This window comes from Leisingera sp. NJS204 (assembly GCF_004123675.1).
Lineage (GTDB): Bacteria > Pseudomonadota > Alphaproteobacteria > Rhodobacterales > Rhodobacteraceae > Leisingera.
The window spans coordinates 223,368-246,233 of record NZ_CP035417.1 but is presented as its reverse complement, the minus strand read 5'-3'; the positions used below and the strand labels follow the sequence as shown (position 1 = coordinate 246,233).

Below are 22,866 nucleotides of genomic sequence, written 5' to 3'. Positions count from 1 at the left end.
GTCTTAGCCTGCCAGATAGGCTGGAAGCCAAAGCGCAATTTGCGGAAAGACGACCATCAGCAGTACGGCGAAACACATCAAAAGGAAGAAAGGTATGGCATAGACCGCCACCTTGTGGATCGGCACGCCGGAGAAACCCTGAATGACAAACAGATTGAAGCCAACAGGCGGTGTCATCTGGCCCAGCTCAATCATGATAACCAGGAAAATGCCATACCAGATCGGGTCAAAGCCAGCGGCAACGACAACAGGCAGAGTGATCGGCAGGCTCATCACGATGATCGAAATGCCATCCAGGAAGAACCCGAGCAGAATGTAGAATAGAGCCAGTGAAGCGATCAGGACATAGGGGGACAGGTTCAGTGCATCGATCGCCACTGCAATATTTCGCGGGATGTGCATGTAGCCGATAGCGGACGACAGAAAGGCTGCGCACATCAGGATTGAACAGACCATGCATGAGGTTTTGAGCGCATTGATCAGCGACTCTGCCAGCATGGCGCGTGACATTTGCTTGCTGATTGCCGCGAAACAGAGTGCGGCAAAGACACCGATGGCTGCTGCTTCAGAGGGCGTTGCCCACCCGGTATAAATCGACCCCAGAACGACCAGGATAAGGCCAAAGACCGGAGCAAGGTTTCCTAGAATAGCACTTGGCCGGGCGTCTTCCTTGCTGATTGCGTCCTTGGGTGCAAGTGCTGGTGTAATTGCGCATCTTGCGGCCAAATAGGCAGCATAAAATGCTGCGATCATGAGGCCAGGAACCACACCAGCGATAAACAGCTTTGCAATCGAAACTTCGGCCAGAACCCCGTAGATGATCAGGACAATGGATGGCGGAATGAGAAGCCCAAGGCTGCCGGCACCGGCAAGGGAACCAAGCGCGAGGCTTTGGGAATATCCCCGCTGGTTCAACTCACTTGTGGTGATCCGGCCCACAGTGGCAGTTGTCGCCGCGCTGGATCCGGAAACGGCGGCAAAGAGAGCTGATCCCAAAACATTGGTATGCAGCAACCCTCCAGGAATTTTTGATACGAGCGGAGAGAGACCTTTGTAGAGCCGTTCGGAAATATCCGTCCGGAACATGATTTCTCCCATCCAGATGAACATTGGAACAGCAGCAAGTTCCCAGGAGGAGGCGCTTCGCACAATGATCCGGCTGGCAATCGCTCCGATTTTGTCAGGCGGGAAACCCATGAAGGCGAACAGCGAAACTGACGCTGCGGTGGCGAGAGCAAGAAATACCCACATACCAGTCGCCAAAACAGCGAGCATCAGAATGAAAACGGCGAGTGCTGTTGTAACGGGGTCCATGATTAGCCCTCCTGTGTCTTTGGAATGAATGGGCGGATGGCAAGGGCCGATAACTGCAACACCAGTAAGCAGGCCCCGGCAAAAACGATGGCATCGGGTATCCACAATGGAACTTCGGCCACGCTTTCGCTGACTGCGCCGCGCTTCCAGTTCTTGATCAGGTTGCGCCATAGGAAAGTGCAGAAGTAGGCACCCAGACCTGTTGCACAGGCGGCCACGATGAATTCGATCGCTTGCTTAATTCTGCGCGGGAGCCTGAGTGTCAGCAGGTTCACCTGGATCATGCCTCCGTCCCGCAGTGTCCAGGACAGCGACAAGAAGGTAATGGACAGAACCGCGAAGCCAATGAACTCATCCAGAACGTGGGTCGAGGTATCGAACAAAGTCCTCATGACGGTTTCGAGAAGGATGTGTGAAACGGCGTAGATGAGAATGGCAGCCGCGCAAATCAGGGCGGAATAGGACACAGCATCAATCGCACGCAGAAGAAGTCGCATGGTATTCTCCAGGATCGTCGGTGGCATCAGGGGACGCCACCGACTTGTGGGGTATTATTGAGCTTTCGCTGCATTGAAGGCGTCGATCAGGGCTTGCCCCCGGTCGCCGGTGGTCTCCAGCCAGTCCTTCAGAGCAGCTTCGCCGGCGGTTTGAAGAGCGGTCCGGTAGGTGTCGTCGTCTGATGTGACCACGGACACCTTGTTTTCAGCAAGATGACCGTAAGTTTCCGCAAGACGGTCCGGGATGGCAGCCCAGTTCTGATCGCGGGTTTCGGCGGCGGCTTCGAGGACGGCAGCCTGCTGCTCTTCGCTAAGACCGTCGAAGGTATCCTTCGAGATGTGGACGAAATTCAGCGGGATCGCGTAGTTGTAGATTTCAGTGAACGTGTCGAAGTGTTCCCAGAAACTGCCAGAGACCCCGCCCTCAGCAGAGGTCAGGACCGCATCGATAGCTCCCGTCGAGATAGACGGAACAACGTCGGCCCAGGACAAGCGAACCGCGGCTGCGCCCAGTTCGTTCAGAGCAGTGGTGCCGTTTTTGTCATAGGTGCGGATTTTCAGTCCCGCCAATGCATCGGTCGAGTTCTTCGCATCAGTGGCCCAGATGCCTGACGGCGGCCAGGGAGAGGCGTAGAGCAGGATCTGGTCGTTTTCTTCAAAGACCTTTTTGAACTCGGGTTCAGCCACCTTGTAGAGCAACTCGGCCTCTTCCACTGTGGTCACGAAGAAAGGCAACGAAGAGATCAGGAAAAGCGGATCAATGCCGCCAAGCGCGCCGCCGTAGGTGTCGGCGATTTCCAGGGCTCCCTCGCCGACGGCGTCAAAGTGATCAGCCGATTTGTAGCCCAAGGCACCACCGTAGTGGACCACGATTTCGACGGACCCGCCGGTCTTTTCGGCGACCAATGAGGCAAAGCGCGCATCGCCAACCCCGTGGATGGACGTGGCGGAATACTCATTGGAAAGGTTCAGCGTGACATTGTCCGCGATTGCTGTGGTGCCGGTGACAGCAAACGACAGCGCCGCGACGCTTGCGAGAAGCATGTGTTTCATTTGGGTTCTCCTTGTTGGTTTCGTTTTGATTTGGACGTCAGCTGCCCAGTGTCATTGACGCAATGTCATGGGGCATGTCGGTCAGCATCTCGTATCCGTCATTGGTGATCAGAACGGTGTCCGAGTGGCGGAACCCGCCCTGACCGCGCCAGTAGATGCCTGGCTCGATGCTGATCACCATGTTCTCCTGCAGGACGTCGTCACTGCCTTCGGCAACCCAGGGGCCTTCGTGACCTCCCATGCCGATCCCATGTCCGGTACGGTGCAGCAGATTGTTTCCAAAGCCCTCGGCGCGAAGAAACTCCATCACCTTGTGGTCGACATCGTGGCAACTGACACCTGGGCGCAGAGCTGCGAACCCTATCTTTCCGGCTTCGACCATGGTGTTGAAGACCTCGGCATCTTCTTTGCTGGGAGAGGTCACAAAGAAGGTGCGTTCGGTTTCCGCGGAATACCCATTCACACGCAGGAAAGAGAGACCGACATTCGGCCCTTCTATCAGGGTGTCCGAGGGCTCTGGAAAGCGGTGTGGCTGGGCACTGAAGGGTGCGGACCAAATACCCTGCCAGATGTTTGAAATATAAGGGTCAAGATACCCTTCTTGTTGCGTGATTTCCTCTCGCAACAGGCTGTTCGCCTTGTCGGTGTCCGCAATGCGGCCGCCGTGGCGGGCCAAATCCATCGCTAGCTTCAGGCCACGGTCTGAATACTTCGCCGCCTTACGGATGGCAGCAACCTCGTGAGGGCTTTTGACCATGCGGAGCTGTTCGACATAAGGCAGGACCTGAGGCGACCAGCTGGACAACGCCACCAGCAATTCACCGGTGATCGACATTTCGACGCCGATGTTTGCATCGGCAGGCAACACAGATTGCAGAGCTTCGATGTAGCTGCCGCCGGCCGGTGCGGGGTAGTCGATGTACTCGACGATCTGGTGCGGCACAGCAATGGTCGCCATGTTTTCGGCTTCGATCCGGGGTGTCAGAAAGACAGGTTGGTTACCCGGACGGACGACAATGAAGAAGGGTCGTTCAAAGGGTTCGTAGCGGAAACCAGTGAAGTAAAAGATGCTGTCTTTCGTCGAAATCAGAAAGGCGTCCAGGCCTGCCTTCTTGATTTTCTCTTCGAGAGCGGAGAAGCGGTTTTGGTGTTCGAGCATGGTCTTCCTCAACTAACAATCAGGACTGACTGTTTCTTTATTGAGGACTGTTCTGCCCGGTGCTTTATGCTGTTCTCAGCCGGCATTCAGCATAGGATGCTTTGATGGCAGCTGCTGTCAGCACAATCTGTTTTCACCCCGGCGGGCGGGGAAATTGGCAGCTCGTGACCGAACTCTGCCTTAGTCTAAGGCTTAAGTGGAAGTTCAGCTCATTCGTGCCTAAACTTGTTCCTCCAAGACTATGAAAGCCGGCGGTTAGGCCGGCTTTCAAAAGGTATGTTTTGGAATTTCAGTGCTGGTACACTCCGCTGAAGAACTCATGTCAGCGAAGCGACAACCATTGCTCCAATGACAGCGAGGCCAGTTGCAACAAACCCGAAAAGTTCCACCGTATTTCTGAGGTCTTTGATCATTTTCGTCTCCTGTGAATGATATCGGCAAGCTCTGTTGTTGAGCTTGGGAGAACTTTTAAGACACTGCTTTCACTCAATAAACTACCAACTCATCATCCCTGGTATGCCAGCTTTGCATGCCTTGAGAGAGTGAGTTTCGCGCCACTCTCCTTTGGTGGAATTTTGTGCTGCAGCCGTGTTAGCACGAAGCAATTTCTGCTGGAGCTCTCCGCCAAGGGAGATTTGAAGCACTCCTGACCTCTAAGACGTTTCCGGGAATCACTGCCGCCAATGGCAGAGGCCAAAGGCGGAGAAGGCCAACCGGCCGCACCTGCGAAGGTGCGGCCGGTTCTTTTTTCAAAACTTAGCTCCAACTGCGGAGGAGCCGAATTTTGGGATCACCCCAGCAGCAGCTCAGGTAGCCAGAGAGCGATCTCCGGCACGAATGTCGTCAGAGCCAGAGTTGGAAGCCACGCGAAGATGATAAAGATCAGCGTCGGCAGCAACATGCTGGATACCGGCGTCTTGGTGATTTTCGCCCCGAGATAAAGCAAGGGTGCCGTCGGCGGCGTAATGTTTGCCATTCCAAGGTTGACCCCCAGCACAGCGGCAAAATGGATCGGGTCCATTCCTACGCCTTGCACGATTGGCAGCAGAATCGGTGTCGACAGCAGAAGGCCAGAGATGTCGTCCATCAGCATACCGATCAGGATCATGACCAGATTGACCATCAGCAGGATCACAATCGGGTTGTCTGACACAGAGTAGACCAGATCCTTTGCGATGTTCGGGATATCCTCAAAGATCAGGAATTTGCTGACGATAAGCACCATGAAGATCATCACCATGACGACGCCGATGATCACGCCTGAATCCGTCAGCGCTTCAACCAGAGCCCGCCAAGTCAGGCCGCGGTAGACATAGATTGCCACAGGAATAGCGTAGACAACCGCAACGCCGGCGGCTTCTGTCGGCGTCATGATACCGCCGTAGATCCCCCCCAGAATGATGAGCGGCATCAGCAAAGCCGGAAAGGCCAGAGTGGCCTTTTGGCGGAATGCCATGCCAAATTCCTGCGGGCGCTCCAGCAGTTCGATATCGTCATACTTACGCAGCATGAACTGGTTCACAGCGATAAGCAGAGTTATCAGAATGAGCGCAGGGACGACAGTCGATAGAAAGCACTTAAGAACTGACTGCTGCGCCACCCAGCCATAGAGAATATGGTTTCCACTGGGCGGGATCAGAAGGCCCAAGGGGCTTGCGCATACGATCAGCGCGGCAGATTGCCCTTCCGGGTAATTCGCGCGACGAAGATGCGGCATCATGATACTGCCGATACAAGTCAGCGTCGCATTGGCGGCACCGGAGATGGATCCGAAAATCCCGCAGGCCAGAACGGTTGCTGCGCTCAACCCGCCTTTCAGGTGGCCGATGAACAGCTCGGCAAGGCTGACAAGCGGAGCCGCGATTTTGCCACGCTCCATTATTGTCCCTGCAATCATGAAGAGAGGAATGGCCAGAAGAACCAGGGAACGCAGTTTCGTTGAGCCCGACGGCAGGTAGCCTGAAACTTCGTGCCCTCCCATGGCCGCAAGGAAAAGAAGAACTGCACCAAATGCCACATAGACGCTGACACCCAGCAGCAGCATGCCGCAGATAATGACCAGACTGCCTGCAATAATCACTGGCCCGCCTCCTTTTTCTTGTTCATATCTTCGGCGTCTGTGTCATCCCCATAGTCAATTTCGATGCCTCTGATGTGCGCGTAAAGATACGCCGCGGCAAAAATCGTCATGAAGAAGAAGCCAAGGAAGATTGAGACCCGCCAAGCGAAATATGGGATCTTCAGGGCCGGGGTGGTTTTCCAGATCGGGTATTTGGCCAGCTCCTCGGCCAGCATCAGATACCCCCAGTAGAGAATTGCTGCGGTCACCACCAGTTCAATGGTCAGCACGATCAATCGGCGCCACCATCGCAGTCTTGGGTTTGTGATAATAATCCCGAGGATGTCTGCATTAATGTGGTGTCCGCGTTCGGAGGCCAAAGCTGATCCAGCAAAGAAGCCCCAGAAACAGGCTGTCAGCAGCCATTCCTCATAGGCGAATAGATCACCATTGAAACCATATCTGATGATCACGACCAGAAAGAACGTGACTGACATCAGAAATCCGCTGAGGATCACGATCCAGCGCATCATCCTCAGGGAGCCCTGAAGAGGCGTTGCGATACCCTTTGGTAATATCTCGGCTATATGCGCCATAGATTTCCCCCTGTATTCATACACTTGGGCCGACCTGTGACGGCCGGCCCTTCTTGTGTTTTGAGTAGTTTATTTCAGGCTGGAGAGAAGGCGATCGATGTTATCCTTACCGACGCTTTCTTCAAGCATGGGCCAGATTTCGCTGCGTACCTTGCTGGCCATGGCCTGCTGCTCTTCCGGCGACAACTTCAGAATGGTGTAGCCGCTTTCGACCAGCTTCTGCTCGAAGACCGCATCGTTTTCACGGTTGTAGGCGAAGAAATCATCCGATGCCTTGGTGAAGGCCGCTTGCACGACTTCACGCTGCTCTTCGTTCAGGTCTTCCCAGGTCTTTTCCGAAACGTAGTAGGACGTGTTCTCGGGGATCGAATTGTACTGGACGAAATGCGAACCCACGTCGCTCTTTGCAAAGATTGAGTAAGTTGCAGTCTTCGTGCAGCAGATTGCGCCATCAACAATGCCTGACTGAATTGCAGGGAAGATGTCGCCCCACGACATGGTTGTCGCCTGGTAGCCGAGGGTCTCAACCATCGACTTCACAACGTTCGAGGACCAGACACGAATGTTCATGTTCTTAGCGTCGAAGTTGTTCCAGTTTGCCGGCTCTTCAGTGGCCACGATGCCGACAAAACCTTCAGGGTTTTGACCCAGAAGGCGCACACCATGGTCAGAAAGGGTTTCCTGAATGATGGTGTTGAACTCGGAATCCAGGTCGCGCATGACTGAGTTCATCTCGTCCCAATCGCTCACAAGAAACGGCATGGACAGGATTTCAAGTCGCGGATCGGTGTCTGCATAAAGAAATGCAGCGGCAAAATCGATGTTCCCGCGCGCGACGTCTTCCAGCAGTGCTTCGCCGGACCCAAGCTGGTTTGCTGGGAACACCGAAATCTTCAGGCCTACATCTGCGGCCTCAATGTCTGCTTTGACCTGTTCCATCATTTTGGAACCCTGGTGATCTACCGGGAAAACCCCGGCGAACTTCAGCCGCATATCGGCGGCAAATGCGGGCGCGGCAAGCTGCAATGCAACAGATCCAGCTGCCAGATATTTCAGGAATGTTTTCATCTTCAGTATCTCTCCTCATAACCGAAGGATGTCGTGGTCGAGGGTGTTCCCGCACGCGGCTTTCTCGTGCTCGGCTGTGAGAGCGTCAGCAGAGCGAACAAGGTCAGCAGCGGTTTGCGGTCCAGCCTGCCGAGACCACCGCCAGCCAAGCGCCTGTGTTCGCAAGGTCATAAAACTGTGGTGCTTCCGGCATCGCCAAAGGTTCCCCTCCTCCTCTTTGGTCCAAACAGAGTAGGAGCACGGAAAATCCTGATTATGCTGAAGGCTGCAGTGAAACGGCAGAATCTGTGGGCTTAACCAAGTCCTTCAGTGCCATCTTTTGTTTTGCGCCGACTGCCGTCAGGGTGCCGATTCTAGCGCTTATTTTTTACTGACGGCCTGCCTTTGGCGAGTTGCAGCTTGGTGCCTGGATCTCGTGATCTTGGCGGAGCGTTCGTTCAGCGATCTATGAGACGGCAAACAGTTTGATGGCCCAAACTTCTGCCAAGGCGGCACAGAATGCCTTTTCCGGACAAGAAAACAGAATTTCATGAAACGAGCGCCCATTACCATGCCGGTCAAACACAAGAGGGTGCGTGATGACTCCATATGAAAAAGTGCTGGCGGAGCTGCCGGCAGAGATCGTGGTGAACGACAAAGACATAATCAACGGCTACACAACTGACTTCCGGAAGAAGTATACCGGTGAAAGCCCAGCACTGTTGCGCCCCCGTTCGACTGAGGAAGTGGCCTCAATTGTCAAACTTTGCAATCTGCACAACGTCGCCCTTGTCCCGGTCGGCGGCAACACAGGATATTGCGGTGGCGCGACCCCGGACGAAAGCGGCCAGCAACTGCTGATCAGCTTGCAGCGCATGAACAAGATCCGGGAGGTGGATGCCGACAACCTCTCGATCACTGTGGACGCGGGATGCATTCTCTCCGAGATCCATGAAGCGGCGGAACAGGAGAACTTGATGTTCCCCTTGTCGCTTGGTTCTCAGCAATCGTGCCAAATTGGCGGGAACATTTCGACAAATGCCGGAGGGGTTTCGGCAGTTCGCTACGGGATTACCCGGGACCTGGTTCTGGGCCTCGAGGTCGTGCTGCCGGATGGCCAAGTGCTCAGCAACTTGTCACCACTGCGGAAGGACAATCGAGGGTATGCGTTGCACCAGCTTCTGATTGGCGCGGAAGGCTCGCTCGGTATCGTCACCGGAGCCTCTTTGCGTCTGTTTTTGCCTGCAGCGAGCCGCGTCACTGCCTTTCTGGCGATCAATGAGATCAGTGATTTGATGCCGCTCTTGGCAAAAGCTCAGCGGTATACAGGTGAGGCGGTCACGTCGTTCGAATACATCTCTGGTGCATCTCTCGACCTTCTCTTTGCCGGCAAGCCTGAATTGCGCCGCCCCATTCAAACCCCTTCCGAACATTTCGTGCTGATCGAGGCCGCATCGTCCTCCCCGGTTCTGGGCCTCGACCAGGCCATCGAAGCGTTCTTTGAGGATGGAATGTCCGGCGAAATAATCGTGGACGGTGTCATTGCAACAAGCGAACAGCAAAGACAGGACTTTTGGAACCTGCGTGAACACATCCCCGAAGGTGAAGTGCTCAACGGCGGCTCAGTGAAGCATGATGTTTCTGTTCGTATCTCTGATATGGCCAGGTTCATTGAACTTGGCTCCGATCTCGTCAACCGGTACGGGCAAGGAGCCCGTCTTTCTGTTTACGGCCATGTTGGGGATGGCAATGTACACTTCAACGTGCTTGCCCCGGAAGGTGCCGAGTCTCCAGCCTACCTCGATGAAGTGAGCGCAAAGGTTTCTCCCTGTATTTACGATCTCGTCGCAAAACTCGACGGCTCGTTCAGCGCTGAGTATGGTCTTGGGCAGGACAAGCTGCCGCTTGATCAAAACTATGGAGACCCGATCAAGCGTCATTTCATGAACGCACTGAAGAATGCCTTTGACCCCTTAGGTGTCATGAATCCAGGGAAAGTGGTTAACCGCTGCGCGGATAGTCAATAAGAGTAGGATGGCAACTCCTATCGGGCTGCGTGTCCTAAATCGCAGGACACGCAGCCCATTAATAAAGCCGGGACTGATAGCCTATAGATGATTGTTGTGAACCGCGCCGGGGTTGCCGGAGGCAGATTTCAGTTGGTTAAGCGGCTCTCTCCTCAGTTTTCGGAGTTGCCTAGTTCGCAACGATCAAACATGTAACAGCTCGATTTTCCGATGATGAACTATGGCTATCGGCTGAAAACAATGGGGCCTGAGCCTTACTCAAAGAGAGAGTTCACGGGAGCGGGCCACGGCTGCTGCTACGGCATCATCAACAACAGCCTTCAGATTGTCGTGCAGTCCAAAGGCATCCAATGCAGCCGCAGTAGTCCCTCCTTTAGACGTAACGCTTTGACGCAGGTCCGCTGGGGCCCTTTTCGTTTTCAGCAGGTCGGCGGCTCCGATCATTGTGTCAATCGACAGATCAAGAGAAAGTTGCGCAGGCAAACCGGCCTTTGTTCCCGCTTGCGCAAGAGCTTCGACGAACGCAAAGAAGTAAGCTGGGCCGCTGCCGGAGATGGCTGTGGTAAGGTGCATGTCGTCCTCGTTTGCGAGCCATCGAATGGCACCAGAGCCTGAGAAGAGCGTTTCAAAGGTCTTTTTCCGAGTGCTATCCGCGGTGTAAGCAACGTTGACTGATCTACCGACGGCAGCGGCCATGTTCGGCATGCAGCGAACGACAGAGCAAGGCTTCCCTGCGCAGGCGGTTATACGCGTGCTGCTGACACCCGCCATAATCGAAATGACTGTCCCACCGTCGATCAAAACAGAAGCCCAATCAGTGCCGATGGTCTCGAAAATCTGCGGTTTGACAGCCAGGACGACAACATCAAACAGCGTGTCCGGTTCAATTTCGTCAGTCCGCCGGTAGAGGCCTTTCAGGTTCAGGCCAACTGCCAATTCCACATCCGCAAATGGATCCAGAACCGAGACTTGGGCCATGTCGCCGCCACTGGCTTTATATCCAGTCAGAATTGACTGAGCCATGTTCCCAGCCCCAATGAAAAGAGTTGTTTTTGATTGTTTTACCATGGCTTTGCCTCGTTGATTTGGGACTGCTCGACGGGTTAATGCCAGCCTGTCTCACGGGGAGTCTCGGGTGGCCGCCCTTGTACCGGAAAGCTAGGACGACTTGGATTTACCAGCCTTCCTCATTGGCCGGGTTCCGGCGGCCGCGGAGGGCGATCCGGGCTTCCATATGTTTGATGCCGCGAAGGATCGGGAAGCAGTAGAGGAAGTAAAGGGCGGCGCAGAGGAACAGGATCCACATGATATGTGCCGGATGGCGGTGGATCGCATCCTCACCCTGCCGCATCAGTTCGACCACGCCGATCACCGACAAGATGGAAGTGCCCTTGATAACTAGGACGTAGACCCCAGCAAGCGGTGGCAGGGTGAGTTTCCAAGCCTGCGGCAGGATGACGTTCAGCAGCCTTTGCCACATTGTCATGCCCACTGCTGCGGCACCTTCCCATTGTCCTTTCGGTACGGCCTCGAGAGATCCGCGTATAATTTCGGCCGTGTACGAGGAGGTGTAGATCGTGAGCGCGATCACTGCGGCTACGAAGTTCGAAAAATCGAAGATGCCCCAGCCTGACGTCGGCAGCACGTAATAGACGATGTAGATCTGCACCAGGAATGGTGTCGCCCGCACGAGATGCACGTAAAGCCCGACCAAGTTTCCCAGGTATCCTGGTCCAACAGTTCGTGCCAGCCCCAGCAGCAGGCCCACCAGGCTGCCGCAGGTGATTGCTGCCAGTGAAATGAGGATCGTGTTCAGAAAGCCTTCCAGAAGGAATGGCATGGTTTGCAGAGTGAGTTCCCACATGGTGGCCTCCTTACCGTTGGCGCCAGGTGTTGCCTGCCAGCTTGCGCTTGGCGATGGATGACAACTGCAGCATGAGAATGTAGATCAGCAGGTATCCGAAGGCCGCGGTCAGGAAGGCTTCGACGGGCATCACCCGGTCGGACAGAACCATCAGCCCGGCGCCCAGCAGTTCGAATACAGCTATGAAGCTGAGGATGGAGCTGTCCTTGATCAGGACCGCCGTCTGGCCCAGCAGCGCTGGCACAATGTTTGCAAAAGCCTGCGGGTAGATGATGTGCAGCATAGCCTGGCGCTCGGTCATGCCGACTGCTTTGGCGCCTTCAAATTGCCCCCGGTCCACGGACTCAATGCCGCCGCGGATGATTTCGCTCATGTAGGCTGCCGTATGTACGGTCAGTGCGAAGATACCGCAGGCTAGCGCGGGGACAGGAATGTTCAACACGGGAATTTGAGACAGCCCGTAATAGACAAGGTAGAGCTGAACCAGCAGCGGTGTGCTGCGGATGGCTTCGACGTAGATTGCCACCGGAGCTGACAACCACCGCTTGCGGGAGCGCCGGGCAACTGTAATCAGGGTTCCCAGAACCAAGGCCAATACTAGGCACAGGCAGGAAATCCAAAGCGTTGCCCAAAGACCCCAAGCGAACTCGGGAAGGTATTTGGACACGACCCGGTAGTTATAGATTTCGATAAGGCTCATAATCGCCTCCCTTGGATCATGCCGTTTCGAGGGGGCCGCTTCTGCCCCCTCGATGAAGGTCGAAGAGGATTACTTGTGATCGGCTTCCCAGGCGTCGGTCAGGACCCAGTATTCCAGCATCCGTTCGATTGTGCGGTCGGCGTGTTTGATCCGGAACCAGTTGTTCAGCCAGGACTGCAGGTGCGTGTCCTGAGGCCGAACCGGGAAGCTCAGCGGCGACTTCACGATCACCCCGTCAACGACACGCACACCTTCGAATTCGCGGGTGAACTGGACCGCGATTTCACGGGCCGTTACACCCGCGTCCACACGGCCGACAGAGAGTGCCTGGGCGACGGCCGGGCTGCCGCCGGAAAGCTCAACAACTGTTGCATTGGGCAGGTTGTCCCGCACGAATTTGACGTGTGAGCTGGCCTGCGGAACGCCAATCTTGACGCCTTCCTGGTTCAAGTCCTGCCAAGTGGCAGCGGTGCTGTTGCCATTGGTGTAAGCCACGACTTCGCTGTAGTAGAACGGTTCAGTGAAGTTGAGCTGCAGCGCCCGCTGCGGCGTGGGTGTCATATCGGCGGCAATAAAGTCGACCTTTTTCGCCAGAAGCGACGGGATCAGCCCTTTCCATTCGTAGTCGTGAAATTCGATTTCGACACCCATATCCTGGGCAATCAGCTTCACCACTTCGACGGCGAACCCGGTGCGTTCACCATGCTTGTCAACAAAACTGAACGGCGGGCCCTGTGTCTGAACAGCAATGTTCAGCGCGCCGCGGTTCACAATGTCGGAGACTGTATCCGCCTCGGCTTCTGAAAACGATGCAGTGTGAGCAGCCACAAAAGTAGCGGCCCCTGCAAGCAGGGTTTTGAAGAAGTTCATCACATTTCCTCCCTAAGATTGCGTGATGGTTAGAGAACTTTGTCGAGAAACTGGCTTGCCCGGTCGGTTTCCGGATTTTCGAAGAATTCGGCAGGTTTGCCGGTCTCCACCAATTCGCCGCCGTCCATGAACAGGACCCGGTCGCAGACTTCGCGGGCAAAGTTCATTTCATGGGTCACCAGGCACATGGTCATGCCGTCAGCTGCCAGACCTTTCATGAGGTCAAGCACTTCACCCACCATTTCGGGATCCAGTGCCGAAGTGGCCTCGTCGAACAGCATCAATTTCGGTTGCATCGCTAAGGCGCGGGCAATTGCAATGCGCTGCTGCTGGCCGCCAGAAAGCTGTGAAGGGTAATTGTTGGCCAGATGATCCAGCCCAAGCTGGCGCAAAAGATCCATTGCAGTCTCTTCGGCTTCTTTCTTGGAGCGTTTGCGGACCAGGGTCTGAGGCAGAGTAATGTTTTCGAGCGATGTCTTGTGCTGGAACAGGTTGAAATGCTGAAACACCATGCCGACGTCCGCGCGCAGCGCATTCATGTCCGTGGAGCGGTCGGCCAAATCGACGCCATCGATGTAGATATGGCCGGACGTCAACGGGTCCAGCCCGTTCAAAGCCCGCAAGAAGGTGCTTTTTCCGGATCCGCTGGGGCCGATGATGGCGACCACTTCCCCCCTGCTCACGTGGGTTGATACAGACTTCAGCGCGTTGATGGTCCGGCCGTCCGCCGTGTGAAACACCTTGGAAAGCTCTTCGACGCGAACCAGCGCCTCGGCAGGTGTCAAAGCATCATGCATCATTGAACACTTCCTCATTATTAGGGGTTCCGAGCAGTCTTGAGAGGCCTTGAAGCAGCACCTCGCCCGCAGCCGGGTTGACATCGATGTGGGTGACCACTCGGAGGCGCCGTTCGCCAAACGCGCCCGTCAGGATGCCTTCTGCTTTCAGCTGTTCGACCACTTCGGCCGCATTTGGCGCGTCGCTTGTCAGGTCGAAAATCACGATGTTTGTTTCAACCGGCAGCACTTGGCTGACCATCGGAAGCTTGGCGATTTCCTGCCCGAGGTGTGCCGCAAGGTCATTATCCTCGGCAAGACGGTCCACATGATGGTCCAGGGCGTACAGGCACATGGAGGCGACGATGCCCGACTGCCGCATCGCGCCGCCAAGCCGCTGTTTCAACCTCCAGGCCTGAACGATAAAATCCTGCGTGCCCGCCAGAACAGCGCCCACGGGCGCACCGAGCCCTTTGGTGAAGTCAATCCAGACCGTGTCGTAGTGTTGTGCATAGCGCGCGGCGGGGATACCGGTCTTGGCAACCGCGTTCATGAGACGCGCACCATCCATGTGCGTGGCAAGACCTGCGTCTTTCGCGGCCTTTGCCACGTTGTCCAGCTGTTCAAGCGGCCAGATGGCGCCACCGCCCATATTGGCGGTCTGCTCTACGCACAGCAGCGTGCTTTCCGGCATGTAGCGCGAATTGGGGCGGATGCAGGCGCGGACCTGATCTGCGGTGAAGATCCCGTTGCTGCCTTCAATCGCCCGTATCATCACTCCGCTGATGGCTGCAGGGCCTCCGGTTTCGAAATTGATGATGTGGCAGCTTTGCTCGCAGATCACTTCGTCGCCGGGGTTCGTATGCACCTTGATGGCAATCTCGTTGCACATGGTGCCAGACGGCAGAAAAACTGCCGCTTCCTTGCCCAGAAGCTTGGCGACACGGGCGCACAGTTCCGAAGTGGTCGGGTCCTCATCTTTCTGCTCGTCGCCGACAGCACACTCCAGCACGGCCTTACGCATCTCTGCCGTCGGCTTGGTCTTGGTGTCCGCGTAGAAATCATACATCGTCATGTGCTCTTCCCTGACTTGGATAGAGAGCAGCCAGCACCGCCGTTCCGCATCCCTGAATCTCTTCCCGTTTTTTGGTTCGAGAGCAGTGTGGCCCGGCCTTTAGCCTAAAGAACAATGCAAGTTTGCGACTTCAGCATTCACTTTTGATATGCTAACAAGGATAGTTCCGGAGCGCGGTTCTAAAGGCGGAAAAGCAGATGCAGCTGAATTCAAGACTTCTGGAGTGCTTTCACGCGACGATGTCAGTGGGCACCGTGACCGGCGCAGCCGAGATTCTGAACACCTCGCAGCCTGCCGTCAGCAGGTCGCTCCGGCAGCTGGAAGACGCCGTGAAAATGACGCTCTTCAATCGGTCGGGGAACCGCGTTGTGCCGACGCAGGAAGCACTTCTGCTTTACGAGGAGGTCGACACATCCTTTCGCAGCATTCGGCGTATCAGCCGGGCTGCCGAGGAAATCCGCAACCTACAGCAAGGCAGAATCCACATTGCTTGTGCCCCGGCCTACTCGCAGGGGTTTCTGGTATCAGCCGTGAAGGCGTTCAATTCCAGCAGACCGGATGTCCAAACGGTGGTAACGACCCGGCAAACCCCGACAATTTCGGAACTGGTGGCGTCCCGGCAATGCGACATCGGGCTTGCCGCCTATGCGATTGAACCAGAGGGAACGGTGCATCAGCCGTTCACGGATGCTCCGGAAATCTGCATGCTGCCTGAAGACCACCCGCTTTGCAGAAAAGCGGAAATCTCCCCGCAGGATCTGGACCAGCAGAGATTTGTCGCATTAGGGCAGAACGATGCCTATACACAGCGTTTAAACGGTGTGCTTGAGGCTTTGGGAGTTGTCCCTGCGACAACGATTGAAGTGCATAACTCCATAATGGCCGCAGAAGCGGTTGCGCAGGGGGTTGGTGTTGCAATCATCAACCCGTTTTCGGCCCTCAGTTTCAAACACAGGCCTGTTGTCTTCCGGAGGTTCACAACGACCTTGCCCTTCAAGAGCACTTTGCTGCGGTCAAAGTTCCAACCAGCGAGCGCACTTGTTGAGGCCTTCGAAGCGAGCCTATTTGCAACGCGAGACAACTATCTTCGAGAGATCAAGCAGCTAGTCAAAACTGGATAGGCGCGGATTGACAGTATGCGCTGCCGAATATTCTTTGAGCGCCTGAAGTGTAGTGGTTCCGATGTGATCTGACAGTTGGCCGTTTTTCCGGCGGCGTCTGTCAGGTCAAGTTTGGTTCAGGAACTTTTCCTTCCAGATTTCTTTGCCCTCGATCATGGTCTGAAACGGCGTTCTGCCGCAACACATTTTGCCCTGATGAGTGCGCTCGTGGTTGTAGTGGTGCAGCCATTCGTCCAGATCGGCCTGCAAGGCTTCGATGCTGTCGTAGAGCTTCTTGCGGAACGCGACCTGATAAAACTCCTGCAACACCGTCTTGTGAAACCGTTCGCAGATGCCATTGGTCTGCGGTGATTTCACCTTGGTTTTGGTGTGGTCGATATCGTTGATCGCCAGGAAGAGCTGGAAATCGTGTTTGTCGACGCGCCCGCAGTATTCCGTCCCGCGACTGTCATGATCCGCAGCACCGGCAGGTCGTGCTCGTCATGGAATGGCAGCACTCGGTCATTGAGCAGGTCGGCTGCGGTGATCGGTGTTTTGGTGGTGTAGAGCTTGGCATGCGCCACCTTGCAATAGGTGTCCACGTAAGTCTGCTGATAGACCCGCCCGACGCCCTTGAGGGTGCCGACATAAAACGTGTCCTGTGATCCCAGATAGCCGGGATGGGCTGTTTCCACCTCGCCGCAGGCTTCATCGTCGAGCTTCTTCTTCTCCAGCGCCTGCACCTGGGCCTCGGTCAGGATCATGCCGTCCTCGGCCACCTTGGCTTCCAACGCCCTCAGCCGGGCCTTGAAGTTCGCCAGATCGTGCCGCAGCCAGATCGACCGGACACCCGAGGGTGAGACGAAGACACCCAGCTTACGCAACTCGTTCGAAGTGCGGGCCTGACCGTAGGCCGGGAAATCAGTGGCGGATTTGATGACGGCCTGCTCGGTCGCGTCGTCCACCCGGTTTGCCAGATTGGGCTTGCGCCGGGTGCGCTCAAACAGCGCTTCCACGCCGCCTTCTTCAACGGCTGACTTGTAGCGATAGAAAGTATCCCGGCTATAGCCCATCACCTGACAGGCTTTCGAGACATTCCCCAGTTCCTCGGCCAGATTCAGCAGGCCGGTTTTGTGTTTGATGATCTTGTCGGTAGTATTCAACATCGTGGTTTCCTCGTTTCGATGGTTTGGTTGGCACCACCATCAAAACGGACAACCATCTCCCTTCAAGGGAACCACCGCCCCCAATCCAATTTGAAAAAATGGGGGCGGTGTCAGATCACATCGAGACTAATTCACCTCAATACTTGACAACGTAAGCCGAAGTCGTCCTCAACATCCAGCTCCTTGAGGCGTGCAAATGTTGACCTGCATTTTGAAACACGCCAGACGTCCTCCTATTCTGTGCCGCTGTCAGCGTCTGCAATTGGATAGCTGCTTCACGGCGAGTTGAACCGCCCCGGGTTTGCCGGAGGCTGATTTCAGTTTGTTATGCTGCAATGTCCTCAGTTTCCAGAGCGGCGTAGAAATTGGCCTCTGCTTCTGCCGGCGGAATGTTCCCGATTGGCTCAAGCAGACGGCGGTTATTGAACCAGTCCACCCATTCGAGTGTTGCGTATTCCACTGCCTCCAAGTTGCGCCAAGGGCCGCGGCGGTGAATGACCTCGGCTTTGAACAAGCCGTTGATCGTCTCGGCCAGGGCATTGTCGTACGCTGTGCTGTCTGCCGTGACCTAGCTGGTGCCAAAATCGCCAAGCCGGGAGACACAGCGGTCGCAGGGCCGAAAGGTTACTTCGAGTCGCTTTCCCCCAATAGCACTCCCAATAGGCTGCACGATGTCCGAAAGACCGTAAAGCTGGGATGCGCCGTGAAACAGCCAGGTCATGACGAGGCCCGCATAATTGCCGACACTACTTCGGCCAGCGGCGGCTTAGCGCGTTTTTTGCCCGTTTATGTCTAGCGCAGCATCCGTTGCATTGGGCTCTTTTGGCACCTTCGCTGCCTACCGCATGAACGTTTGTTTTTTGGGTTTGGGTCAGAAATCTGACAAGAAGGTCAGCTTTGCTTGACATTCTACAGACTCCAGCACAAGGGGACCTGTAGATGACGATTGAACTTTGGGGCGCCTTCTTACTGGTCGTTCTGGTCTTAAACATCACGCCAGGGCAAGATATGGCCTATATTCTTGGGCGTGCGATGGGTCAGGGCGTGCCGGCGGGCATTGTATCTGCAGCAGGCGTATCCATAGGCGCGCTGCTCCATGTTATTTATGCGACCGTTATCTTTGCGCTGGCGGCCACTATGTCTGATATGGCCTTCGCCTTGCTGCTGCTGGCTGGCGCTTGCTATCTGATCTGGCTTGGCGTCAGTTCACTGCGGACTGGACGTGTCGCGGTTTGATGCCGCTCCTTTGATAGCATTTATTGCAGCAAAGGAGACGAACTATGGGACTGAAACGGACAGAAGAATTCCGGGCCGATGCGGTGCGGATTGCGCTGACGAGCGGGCTGAGCAGGAAGCAACCAAATGCGGTGTGCTCTGTTGAGGGCTCTCCTATAGGGTGTTACCGTGTGGCCGTTGACTAATAGATTTGAGACAGACATGGCACTACGCTTTCGCAAAAGTTTTAAAGTCGCTCCTGGCGTTAGGTTGAATGTATCAGGATCAGGAACATCTGTTTCACTTGGCGGGCGTGGAGTAACAACCAACATTTCCAAGCGTGGGACACGTACATCACTATCGATCCCAGGCACCGGCTTGAGCTATACAAGCTCGTCACGAAGTTCTTCGCGTGCAAACCAGAGACATCTGGAGAAGGCCGAGCGTGAGCGTCGCCGTGCGGAGGCGTTGTCTAAGGTCAGTGTGTCCATTGATGATCAAGGTACCGTGTCCTGCACTGATGCCAACGGTGACCTCTTGAAAGGCCGTGAATTGAGCCTGGCCTGGGAACAGAATGGCGAAGCCATCCGAACCCTCATGGGCGATGCAATGCAAAAGATAAATGGGGACGTTGATCTGCTTGAGGGCATATTCCAAGACGCTCCTCACCCATCTCCGGAAAACCTTCTAGCCATCGAACCTTTTTCAGTGAGGGAGCCCTCAAAGCCAATCCGGAAGCGCTACCCAAACGAACCACGTCTTGAACTTCCTAGAGAGCCAGGATTGTTGTTGGGCTTTCTCGGGGGCAAGAAACGGTTCGAAAAACGCGTTCAACAACTGACTGAGGAGCATTCGCGGGCGTGTGAGCAGCACAAAGAAAAAATTGCTCGGATCGATGATGAGTTCGCAACTTCCATGGAACACTGGAAATCTGAGCACTCACGTTGGGTTGAGGCTAGAGCCGCTCACGCCAGCAACGCTGCCATGGCTGAACAAGAGCATCGCATACGACTATCGACTGATCAGGAGTACGCGGCATCTGAGTTAGAGGATGTTCTGAATTCCTTGGATTGGCCACGCGAAACCCTCACTTCCTTCGACCTCAATTTGGACAAAAAGCAGGTTTGGCTCGATGTCGATTTGCCCGAAATTGAGGACCTTCCTCAGCGTGTTGCCACCATCGCGGTTTCAGGCAAGAAACTGAACGTGAAGAACAAACCGCAGAAAGCGCTTCGATTGGAGTATGCCAACCATATTCACGGCATCGCATTGCGACTAGCCTGCTTCGTCTCAGCCGTGCTCCCTTGGGCGGATGAGGTCGTGGTTTCCGGGTACTCACAGCGTATGGACGTAGCAACGGGACATACGAACGATGAATATCTGCTTTCTGCCCGCTTCACCCGTGGCAGGTTAGAGCAACTGAATTTTGACGATCTGACTTCGATTGATCCTGTAAGTGCAGTTACTGCTTTGGAGCACCGCCGCAAAATGACCGCGACAGGAGTATTTAAGGCTATTGATCCATTTTCACCGGATTGACCCAATTATCAGAAGATATTCTTGCGACAAGATAACTTCATTTTGACTATGATGCCGCTTTCCCCTAATCTCACATGAGATTAGCTTGATGTAATGGTGTTTAGGGGAGTAGGTCTTTGACCTGGCTGCCGGGGTGCTTGCGCGCGCAAGACCAATCGAGGCCTTTAGGCGCCAAGGCAAACCGTAATGGCGGAAGCCGGCAGAAAAGTGGCCTCGGTGCTTGCCGAAGTGCGCTACTTCATGGAGAGAAGGCGCTGGGTAAATTATGCCAGAGCTTTGGACCTGAGAAAACTTTTAGGTTTGTCTTTTGTCGAAAACATAACGAATTTTTCTGCCGACCAGCAAATTAGTAGACAACAGTTCAAAAAACAGGTCGCCTTATCTCCACTATCCAAGTCGAAGTCTCCGATGTTTGTTGTCTTTGAGTGAACTTCTCTAAGGCGCCTCAGGCAATAGTCCGATTTAAGAGTGCTTCCATAGGGCGGCCATACTCCATGTAATTGTGTATATTGAACTTCATTTCGAATAGACGAAAGAAGCTTTCCGGAATTTTCCGCGGCATAAATAGATCTCCTCAATTTGTCTGCAATGGATTTTAGCTCCCCCTTTTCTGCAGAGTTTATGCACTTGATCTCGTGGGCTGCTTCACACTCGAAGACCATCGCTTCGAATTGCCGCCAAGTGTTCTCGTGCGTTCCATCTCCGCCAGATTTTTGCTTGACTTGAAGTCTCGGCGGAATTTCATTGTACTTCAATATGTATTGATTTGTCTTAAGGGGGAACGGCTCGGGTATACCATAGGCATCCAACAGTCCGCGAATTCTCATCAACTGTGAAGTAGGTGTGTATGTAAGGGAGCAGCGTGTAAGTCTCAACATCACATGGGCATAGTAGAAAGCGGCATAGTAGGACTTAATCAATATCCAAGCCGTAGATTTGGGCTTCCCCCTAATTCCATCGATTGCAGATAAAGTGTCACGTGCTGCAACAAGCAGCCGTGATGTGTCGCTTGCCCAAGAACATAGAAGATCGTCTAAATCAAAGGCGGCGAGGTCTATTTGGTTGGCGTCTGCATTTGGAGTGAAATTAGCACTCTTAATCCACTCCTGCACTCCATTTTTCGATACTTTTTTTACTCTTAGCAGTTTTGGAGAGTGGGCGATCGACCAAAAATTTTCGATTTCCATTGTGCGTCGCTTAAAACAATCTCTTTGGCTTCAATGCTTCTGTTATTAGGGTAACAATGCCAGTATAGGATCTTTGACGACCCTTCAGAGGTGCCAGTTTTTGCCCTGAAAGTGCATCAACTAGGAAATTGTGGTAGATGCGCTTGTTAAGGTCCCCTTCGCTTTTGTACATGACCTTTTCTCGGATTTCTGGGAAAACAAGTGTCATCCCGCGAAATGTCATCGGCGAGAAAAAGTCAATGTCTCGAGATATCGCCGAAAATGCCGATTGAACTCCATCATAATATGGATTTAGGGTCGCGTAAATTACCTCTGGGCTCGCCTCACCGAAGAAATCAATGAGTGGCTTGAGTGCTGCGTTGAAGGTAACTCTCGAGATGAGGCCATTCTTCTTTTCATGAGGGGATAATTTTCCAAGCAGTGAGCTTCCAGGCTCGCTATCGAAAAGATCGAATACTGTACTTATCCTTTTTTCATCATCCCCCTGCGTTTTAGACAATTTTTTAATATCCAAAAGCAATTCGGAAGGTACAGGTTTTTGTTTGGTATTGATATCAATAAATAGCTGAGCCTCTTCGCTTCTGCTGAGGCCATTGTAAATAACTACGGGAACGCGCATGGTGTTTTTTGCAAGCTTGAAACCATACACTCTATGCTGACCATCTAATATTAGGAATGCCTTGTCTATCTTGTCGAATGATACAGTTCTCTTCTTCCCGTCGTACTTGAACGCACACTCTTCCTGTGCGGACACGATTATTGAAGTTGGAATGGTTCCTAGACCAGAATCTAAGTATGTTGCGATTTCAGTTGCTCGATCCTTGCTCAGATAGCGTTGAAACCCTTGGTCTCGATCCTCGTTTCGGGTTACTACAAACGAACAGTCTGCAAGCGTTTCGGACGGGATCGTCAAGCTGTAGAACCTGTGCCTGCCCTGCGTAACAAGGCTAGCAGTGTAGGATAGGCGATCTTGGGAGTGGTTCAAGATTTCGTCGGTATTGAGCCTCGCGGCGTTAGCATCCAACCTTTCTGAAGCAGCCGCGACAATGTTGGAAAGATTTTCTGTCTGCGCTTCCCCTTGGAACCTCAGAATGTTGTGTTGGATTTCTTCTGAGCTTAGGTCTTCCAGATTGTTGCACGACCAGAGGTCATCGCTGCTGACAGTCGTGTACATATTGATTGTCTGATGTTCAAAACTGGGTGTTAAAGAAAACGATGCGCTGTCGGAAAAAGGTATTTCCCTGTCCGACGACTCTCTCGAGAACGCGCCAAATAGTTTTGCCGCGGAGACCGAAAGAAAACGACTTGCTGAGTAGTCGAATACTAAAAGAAATGGATTGAACTGGAATAGATTTTCACCATTTGAAGCGATAGCTTGCCCTAATGCCTCAGCTCGTGTTGCTGGGCGGCCAGCGCCGTTGAGAATCAGAGTGAACGCAATAGCCTCAATTTGCACGCCATCTTCTTCAAAGCTGAACTTATAAATGGGGTTAGGGCTACGCCCCAGTGATAAGCCAGTCCTTTCATTCACTTCAGAAGTAGTTAGTCGTTCAATTGTTATTTTGCTGGAATTTTTTGAAATATCCACCAAGCGCTGTTGAAGAGCAGAATCCTTCGCCATA

General features: G+C 54.1%; 19 protein-coding genes and 2 pseudogenes. 4 read left to right on the top strand and 17 right to left on the bottom strand.

Annotated features, from left to right (window positions below):
- Positions 1 to 3: 3 nt before the first annotated feature.
- The 7 genes from ETW24_RS01295 to dctP form a co-directional block, all read right to left on the bottom strand.
- A complete protein-coding gene (locus ETW24_RS01295) occupies positions 4 to 1,314 on the bottom strand; it encodes a TRAP transporter large permease (protein WP_129369416.1) in 1,311 nt (436 codons plus the stop codon).
- A gap of 2 nt (positions 1,315 to 1,316) precedes the next feature.
- Positions 1,317 to 1,811 carry a TRAP transporter small permease gene (locus tag ETW24_RS01290; protein ID WP_164982666.1) on the bottom strand — a complete coding sequence of 165 codons (495 nt, stop codon included), beginning with the start codon at positions 1,809 to 1,811 and terminating at the stop codon, positions 1,317 to 1,319.
- Positions 1,812 to 1,865: 54 nt separating this feature from the next.
- The gene (locus tag ETW24_RS01285; RefSeq protein ID WP_129369414.1) at positions 1,866 to 2,864 is read right to left on the bottom strand and encodes a TRAP transporter substrate-binding protein; all 999 of its coding nucleotides are present in this window, start codon (positions 2,862 to 2,864) and stop codon (positions 1,866 to 1,868) included.
- A 37-nt stretch (positions 2,865 to 2,901) separates the two neighbouring features.
- Complete coding sequence (locus ETW24_RS01280; RefSeq protein WP_129369413.1) at positions 2,902 to 4,035, bottom strand: M24 family metallopeptidase; 1,134 nt, start codon at positions 4,033 to 4,035, stop codon at positions 2,902 to 2,904.
- 778 nt (positions 4,036 to 4,813) lie between these two features.
- Positions 4,814 to 6,103 carry a TRAP transporter large permease gene (locus tag ETW24_RS01275; protein ID WP_102848410.1) on the bottom strand — a complete coding sequence of 430 codons (1,290 nt, stop codon included), beginning with the start codon at positions 6,101 to 6,103 and terminating at the stop codon, positions 4,814 to 4,816.
- The gene (locus ETW24_RS01270; protein WP_254695671.1) at positions 6,100 to 6,615 is read right to left on the bottom strand and encodes a TRAP transporter small permease; all 516 of its coding nucleotides are present in this window, start codon (positions 6,613 to 6,615) and stop codon (positions 6,100 to 6,102) included. The genes ETW24_RS01275 and ETW24_RS01270 overlap by 4 nt, the downstream gene beginning before the upstream one ends.
- Before the next feature lie 132 nt (positions 6,616 to 6,747).
- On the bottom strand, positions 6,748 to 7,746 hold the full coding sequence (gene dctP, locus ETW24_RS01265; RefSeq protein ID WP_129369411.1) for a TRAP transporter substrate-binding protein DctP: 999 nt from the start codon (positions 7,744 to 7,746) through the stop codon (positions 6,748 to 6,750).
- Positions 7,747 to 8,324: 578 nt separating this feature from the next.
- Here dctP and ETW24_RS01260 point away from each other — a divergent pair.
- A complete protein-coding gene (locus ETW24_RS01260) occupies positions 8,325 to 9,752 on the top strand; it encodes an FAD-binding oxidoreductase (RefSeq protein ID WP_129369410.1) in 1,428 nt (475 codons plus the stop codon).
- 258 nt (positions 9,753 to 10,010) lie between these two features.
- Here ETW24_RS01260 and proC read toward each other — a convergent pair whose 3' ends face one another.
- From proC to ETW24_RS01230, 6 genes are all read right to left on the bottom strand, one after another.
- Positions 10,011 to 10,820: a pyrroline-5-carboxylate reductase gene (gene proC, locus ETW24_RS01255; protein ID WP_129369409.1), complete on the bottom strand. Its 810-nt coding sequence runs from the start codon at positions 10,818 to 10,820 to the stop codon at positions 10,011 to 10,013.
- A 106-nt stretch (positions 10,821 to 10,926) separates the two neighbouring features.
- Positions 10,927 to 11,616, bottom strand: coding sequence for an amino acid ABC transporter permease (locus ETW24_RS01250; protein WP_129369408.1), 690 nt, complete (start codon positions 11,614 to 11,616; stop codon positions 10,927 to 10,929).
- Positions 11,617 to 11,626: 10 nt separating this feature from the next.
- Positions 11,627 to 12,316: an amino acid ABC transporter permease gene (locus ETW24_RS01245; protein WP_205877321.1), complete on the bottom strand. Its 690-nt coding sequence runs from the start codon at positions 12,314 to 12,316 to the stop codon at positions 11,627 to 11,629.
- Between the two features lie 69 nt (positions 12,317 to 12,385).
- Positions 12,386 to 13,186 carry an ABC transporter substrate-binding protein gene (locus ETW24_RS01240; protein ID WP_129369406.1) on the bottom strand — a complete coding sequence of 267 codons (801 nt, stop codon included), beginning with the start codon at positions 13,184 to 13,186 and terminating at the stop codon, positions 12,386 to 12,388.
- A gap of 29 nt (positions 13,187 to 13,215) precedes the next feature.
- The gene (locus tag ETW24_RS01235; protein WP_302664663.1) at positions 13,216 to 13,986 is read right to left on the bottom strand and encodes an amino acid ABC transporter ATP-binding protein; all 771 of its coding nucleotides are present in this window, start codon (positions 13,984 to 13,986) and stop codon (positions 13,216 to 13,218) included.
- Positions 13,976 to 15,037 carry a threonine aldolase family protein gene (locus ETW24_RS01230; RefSeq protein ID WP_254695670.1) on the bottom strand — a complete coding sequence of 354 codons (1,062 nt, stop codon included), beginning with the start codon at positions 15,035 to 15,037 and terminating at the stop codon, positions 13,976 to 13,978. The genes ETW24_RS01235 and ETW24_RS01230 overlap by 11 nt, the downstream gene beginning before the upstream one ends.
- A 197-nt stretch (positions 15,038 to 15,234) precedes the next feature.
- Between ETW24_RS01230 and ETW24_RS01225 the strand changes: the two genes are divergently transcribed.
- Positions 15,235 to 16,158, top strand: a complete 924-nt coding sequence (locus tag ETW24_RS01225) for a LysR substrate-binding domain-containing protein (protein ID WP_129369405.1) — start codon at positions 15,235 to 15,237, stop codon at positions 16,156 to 16,158.
- Positions 16,159 to 16,263: 105 nt separating this feature from the next.
- Here the strand turns inward: ETW24_RS01225 and ETW24_RS01220 are convergent.
- Positions 16,264 to 17,303: pseudogene (locus tag ETW24_RS01220) on the bottom strand (IS481 family transposase).
- A 325-nt stretch (positions 17,304 to 17,628) separates the two neighbouring features.
- Positions 17,629 to 17,853: pseudogene (locus tag ETW24_RS01215) on the bottom strand (integrase core domain-containing protein); the annotation flags it as partial.
- Between the two features lie 389 nt (positions 17,854 to 18,242).
- Between ETW24_RS01215 and ETW24_RS01210 the strand changes: the two are divergent.
- Positions 18,243 to 18,539 (top strand): LysE family transporter, encoded by a 297-nt coding sequence (locus tag ETW24_RS01210; protein ID WP_129369404.1) that lies wholly within the window; start codon positions 18,243 to 18,245, stop codon positions 18,537 to 18,539.
- 201 nt (positions 18,540 to 18,740) lie between these two features.
- A complete protein-coding gene (locus ETW24_RS01205) occupies positions 18,741 to 20,057 on the top strand; it encodes a DUF4236 domain-containing protein (RefSeq protein WP_129369403.1) in 1,317 nt (438 codons plus the stop codon).
- Positions 20,058 to 20,320: 263 nt separating this feature from the next.
- Here ETW24_RS01205 and ETW24_RS01200 read toward each other — a convergent pair whose 3' ends face one another.
- The gene (locus tag ETW24_RS01200) at positions 20,321 to 21,244 is read right to left on the bottom strand and encodes a hypothetical protein (protein WP_129369402.1); all 924 of its coding nucleotides are present in this window, start codon (positions 21,242 to 21,244) and stop codon (positions 20,321 to 20,323) included.
- A gap of 10 nt (positions 21,245 to 21,254) precedes the next feature.
- Positions 21,255 to 22,865: a DGQHR domain-containing protein gene (locus ETW24_RS01195; RefSeq protein ID WP_129369401.1), complete on the bottom strand. Its 1,611-nt coding sequence runs from the start codon at positions 22,863 to 22,865 to the stop codon at positions 21,255 to 21,257.
- Between the last annotated feature and the right edge of the window lies 1 nt (position 22,866).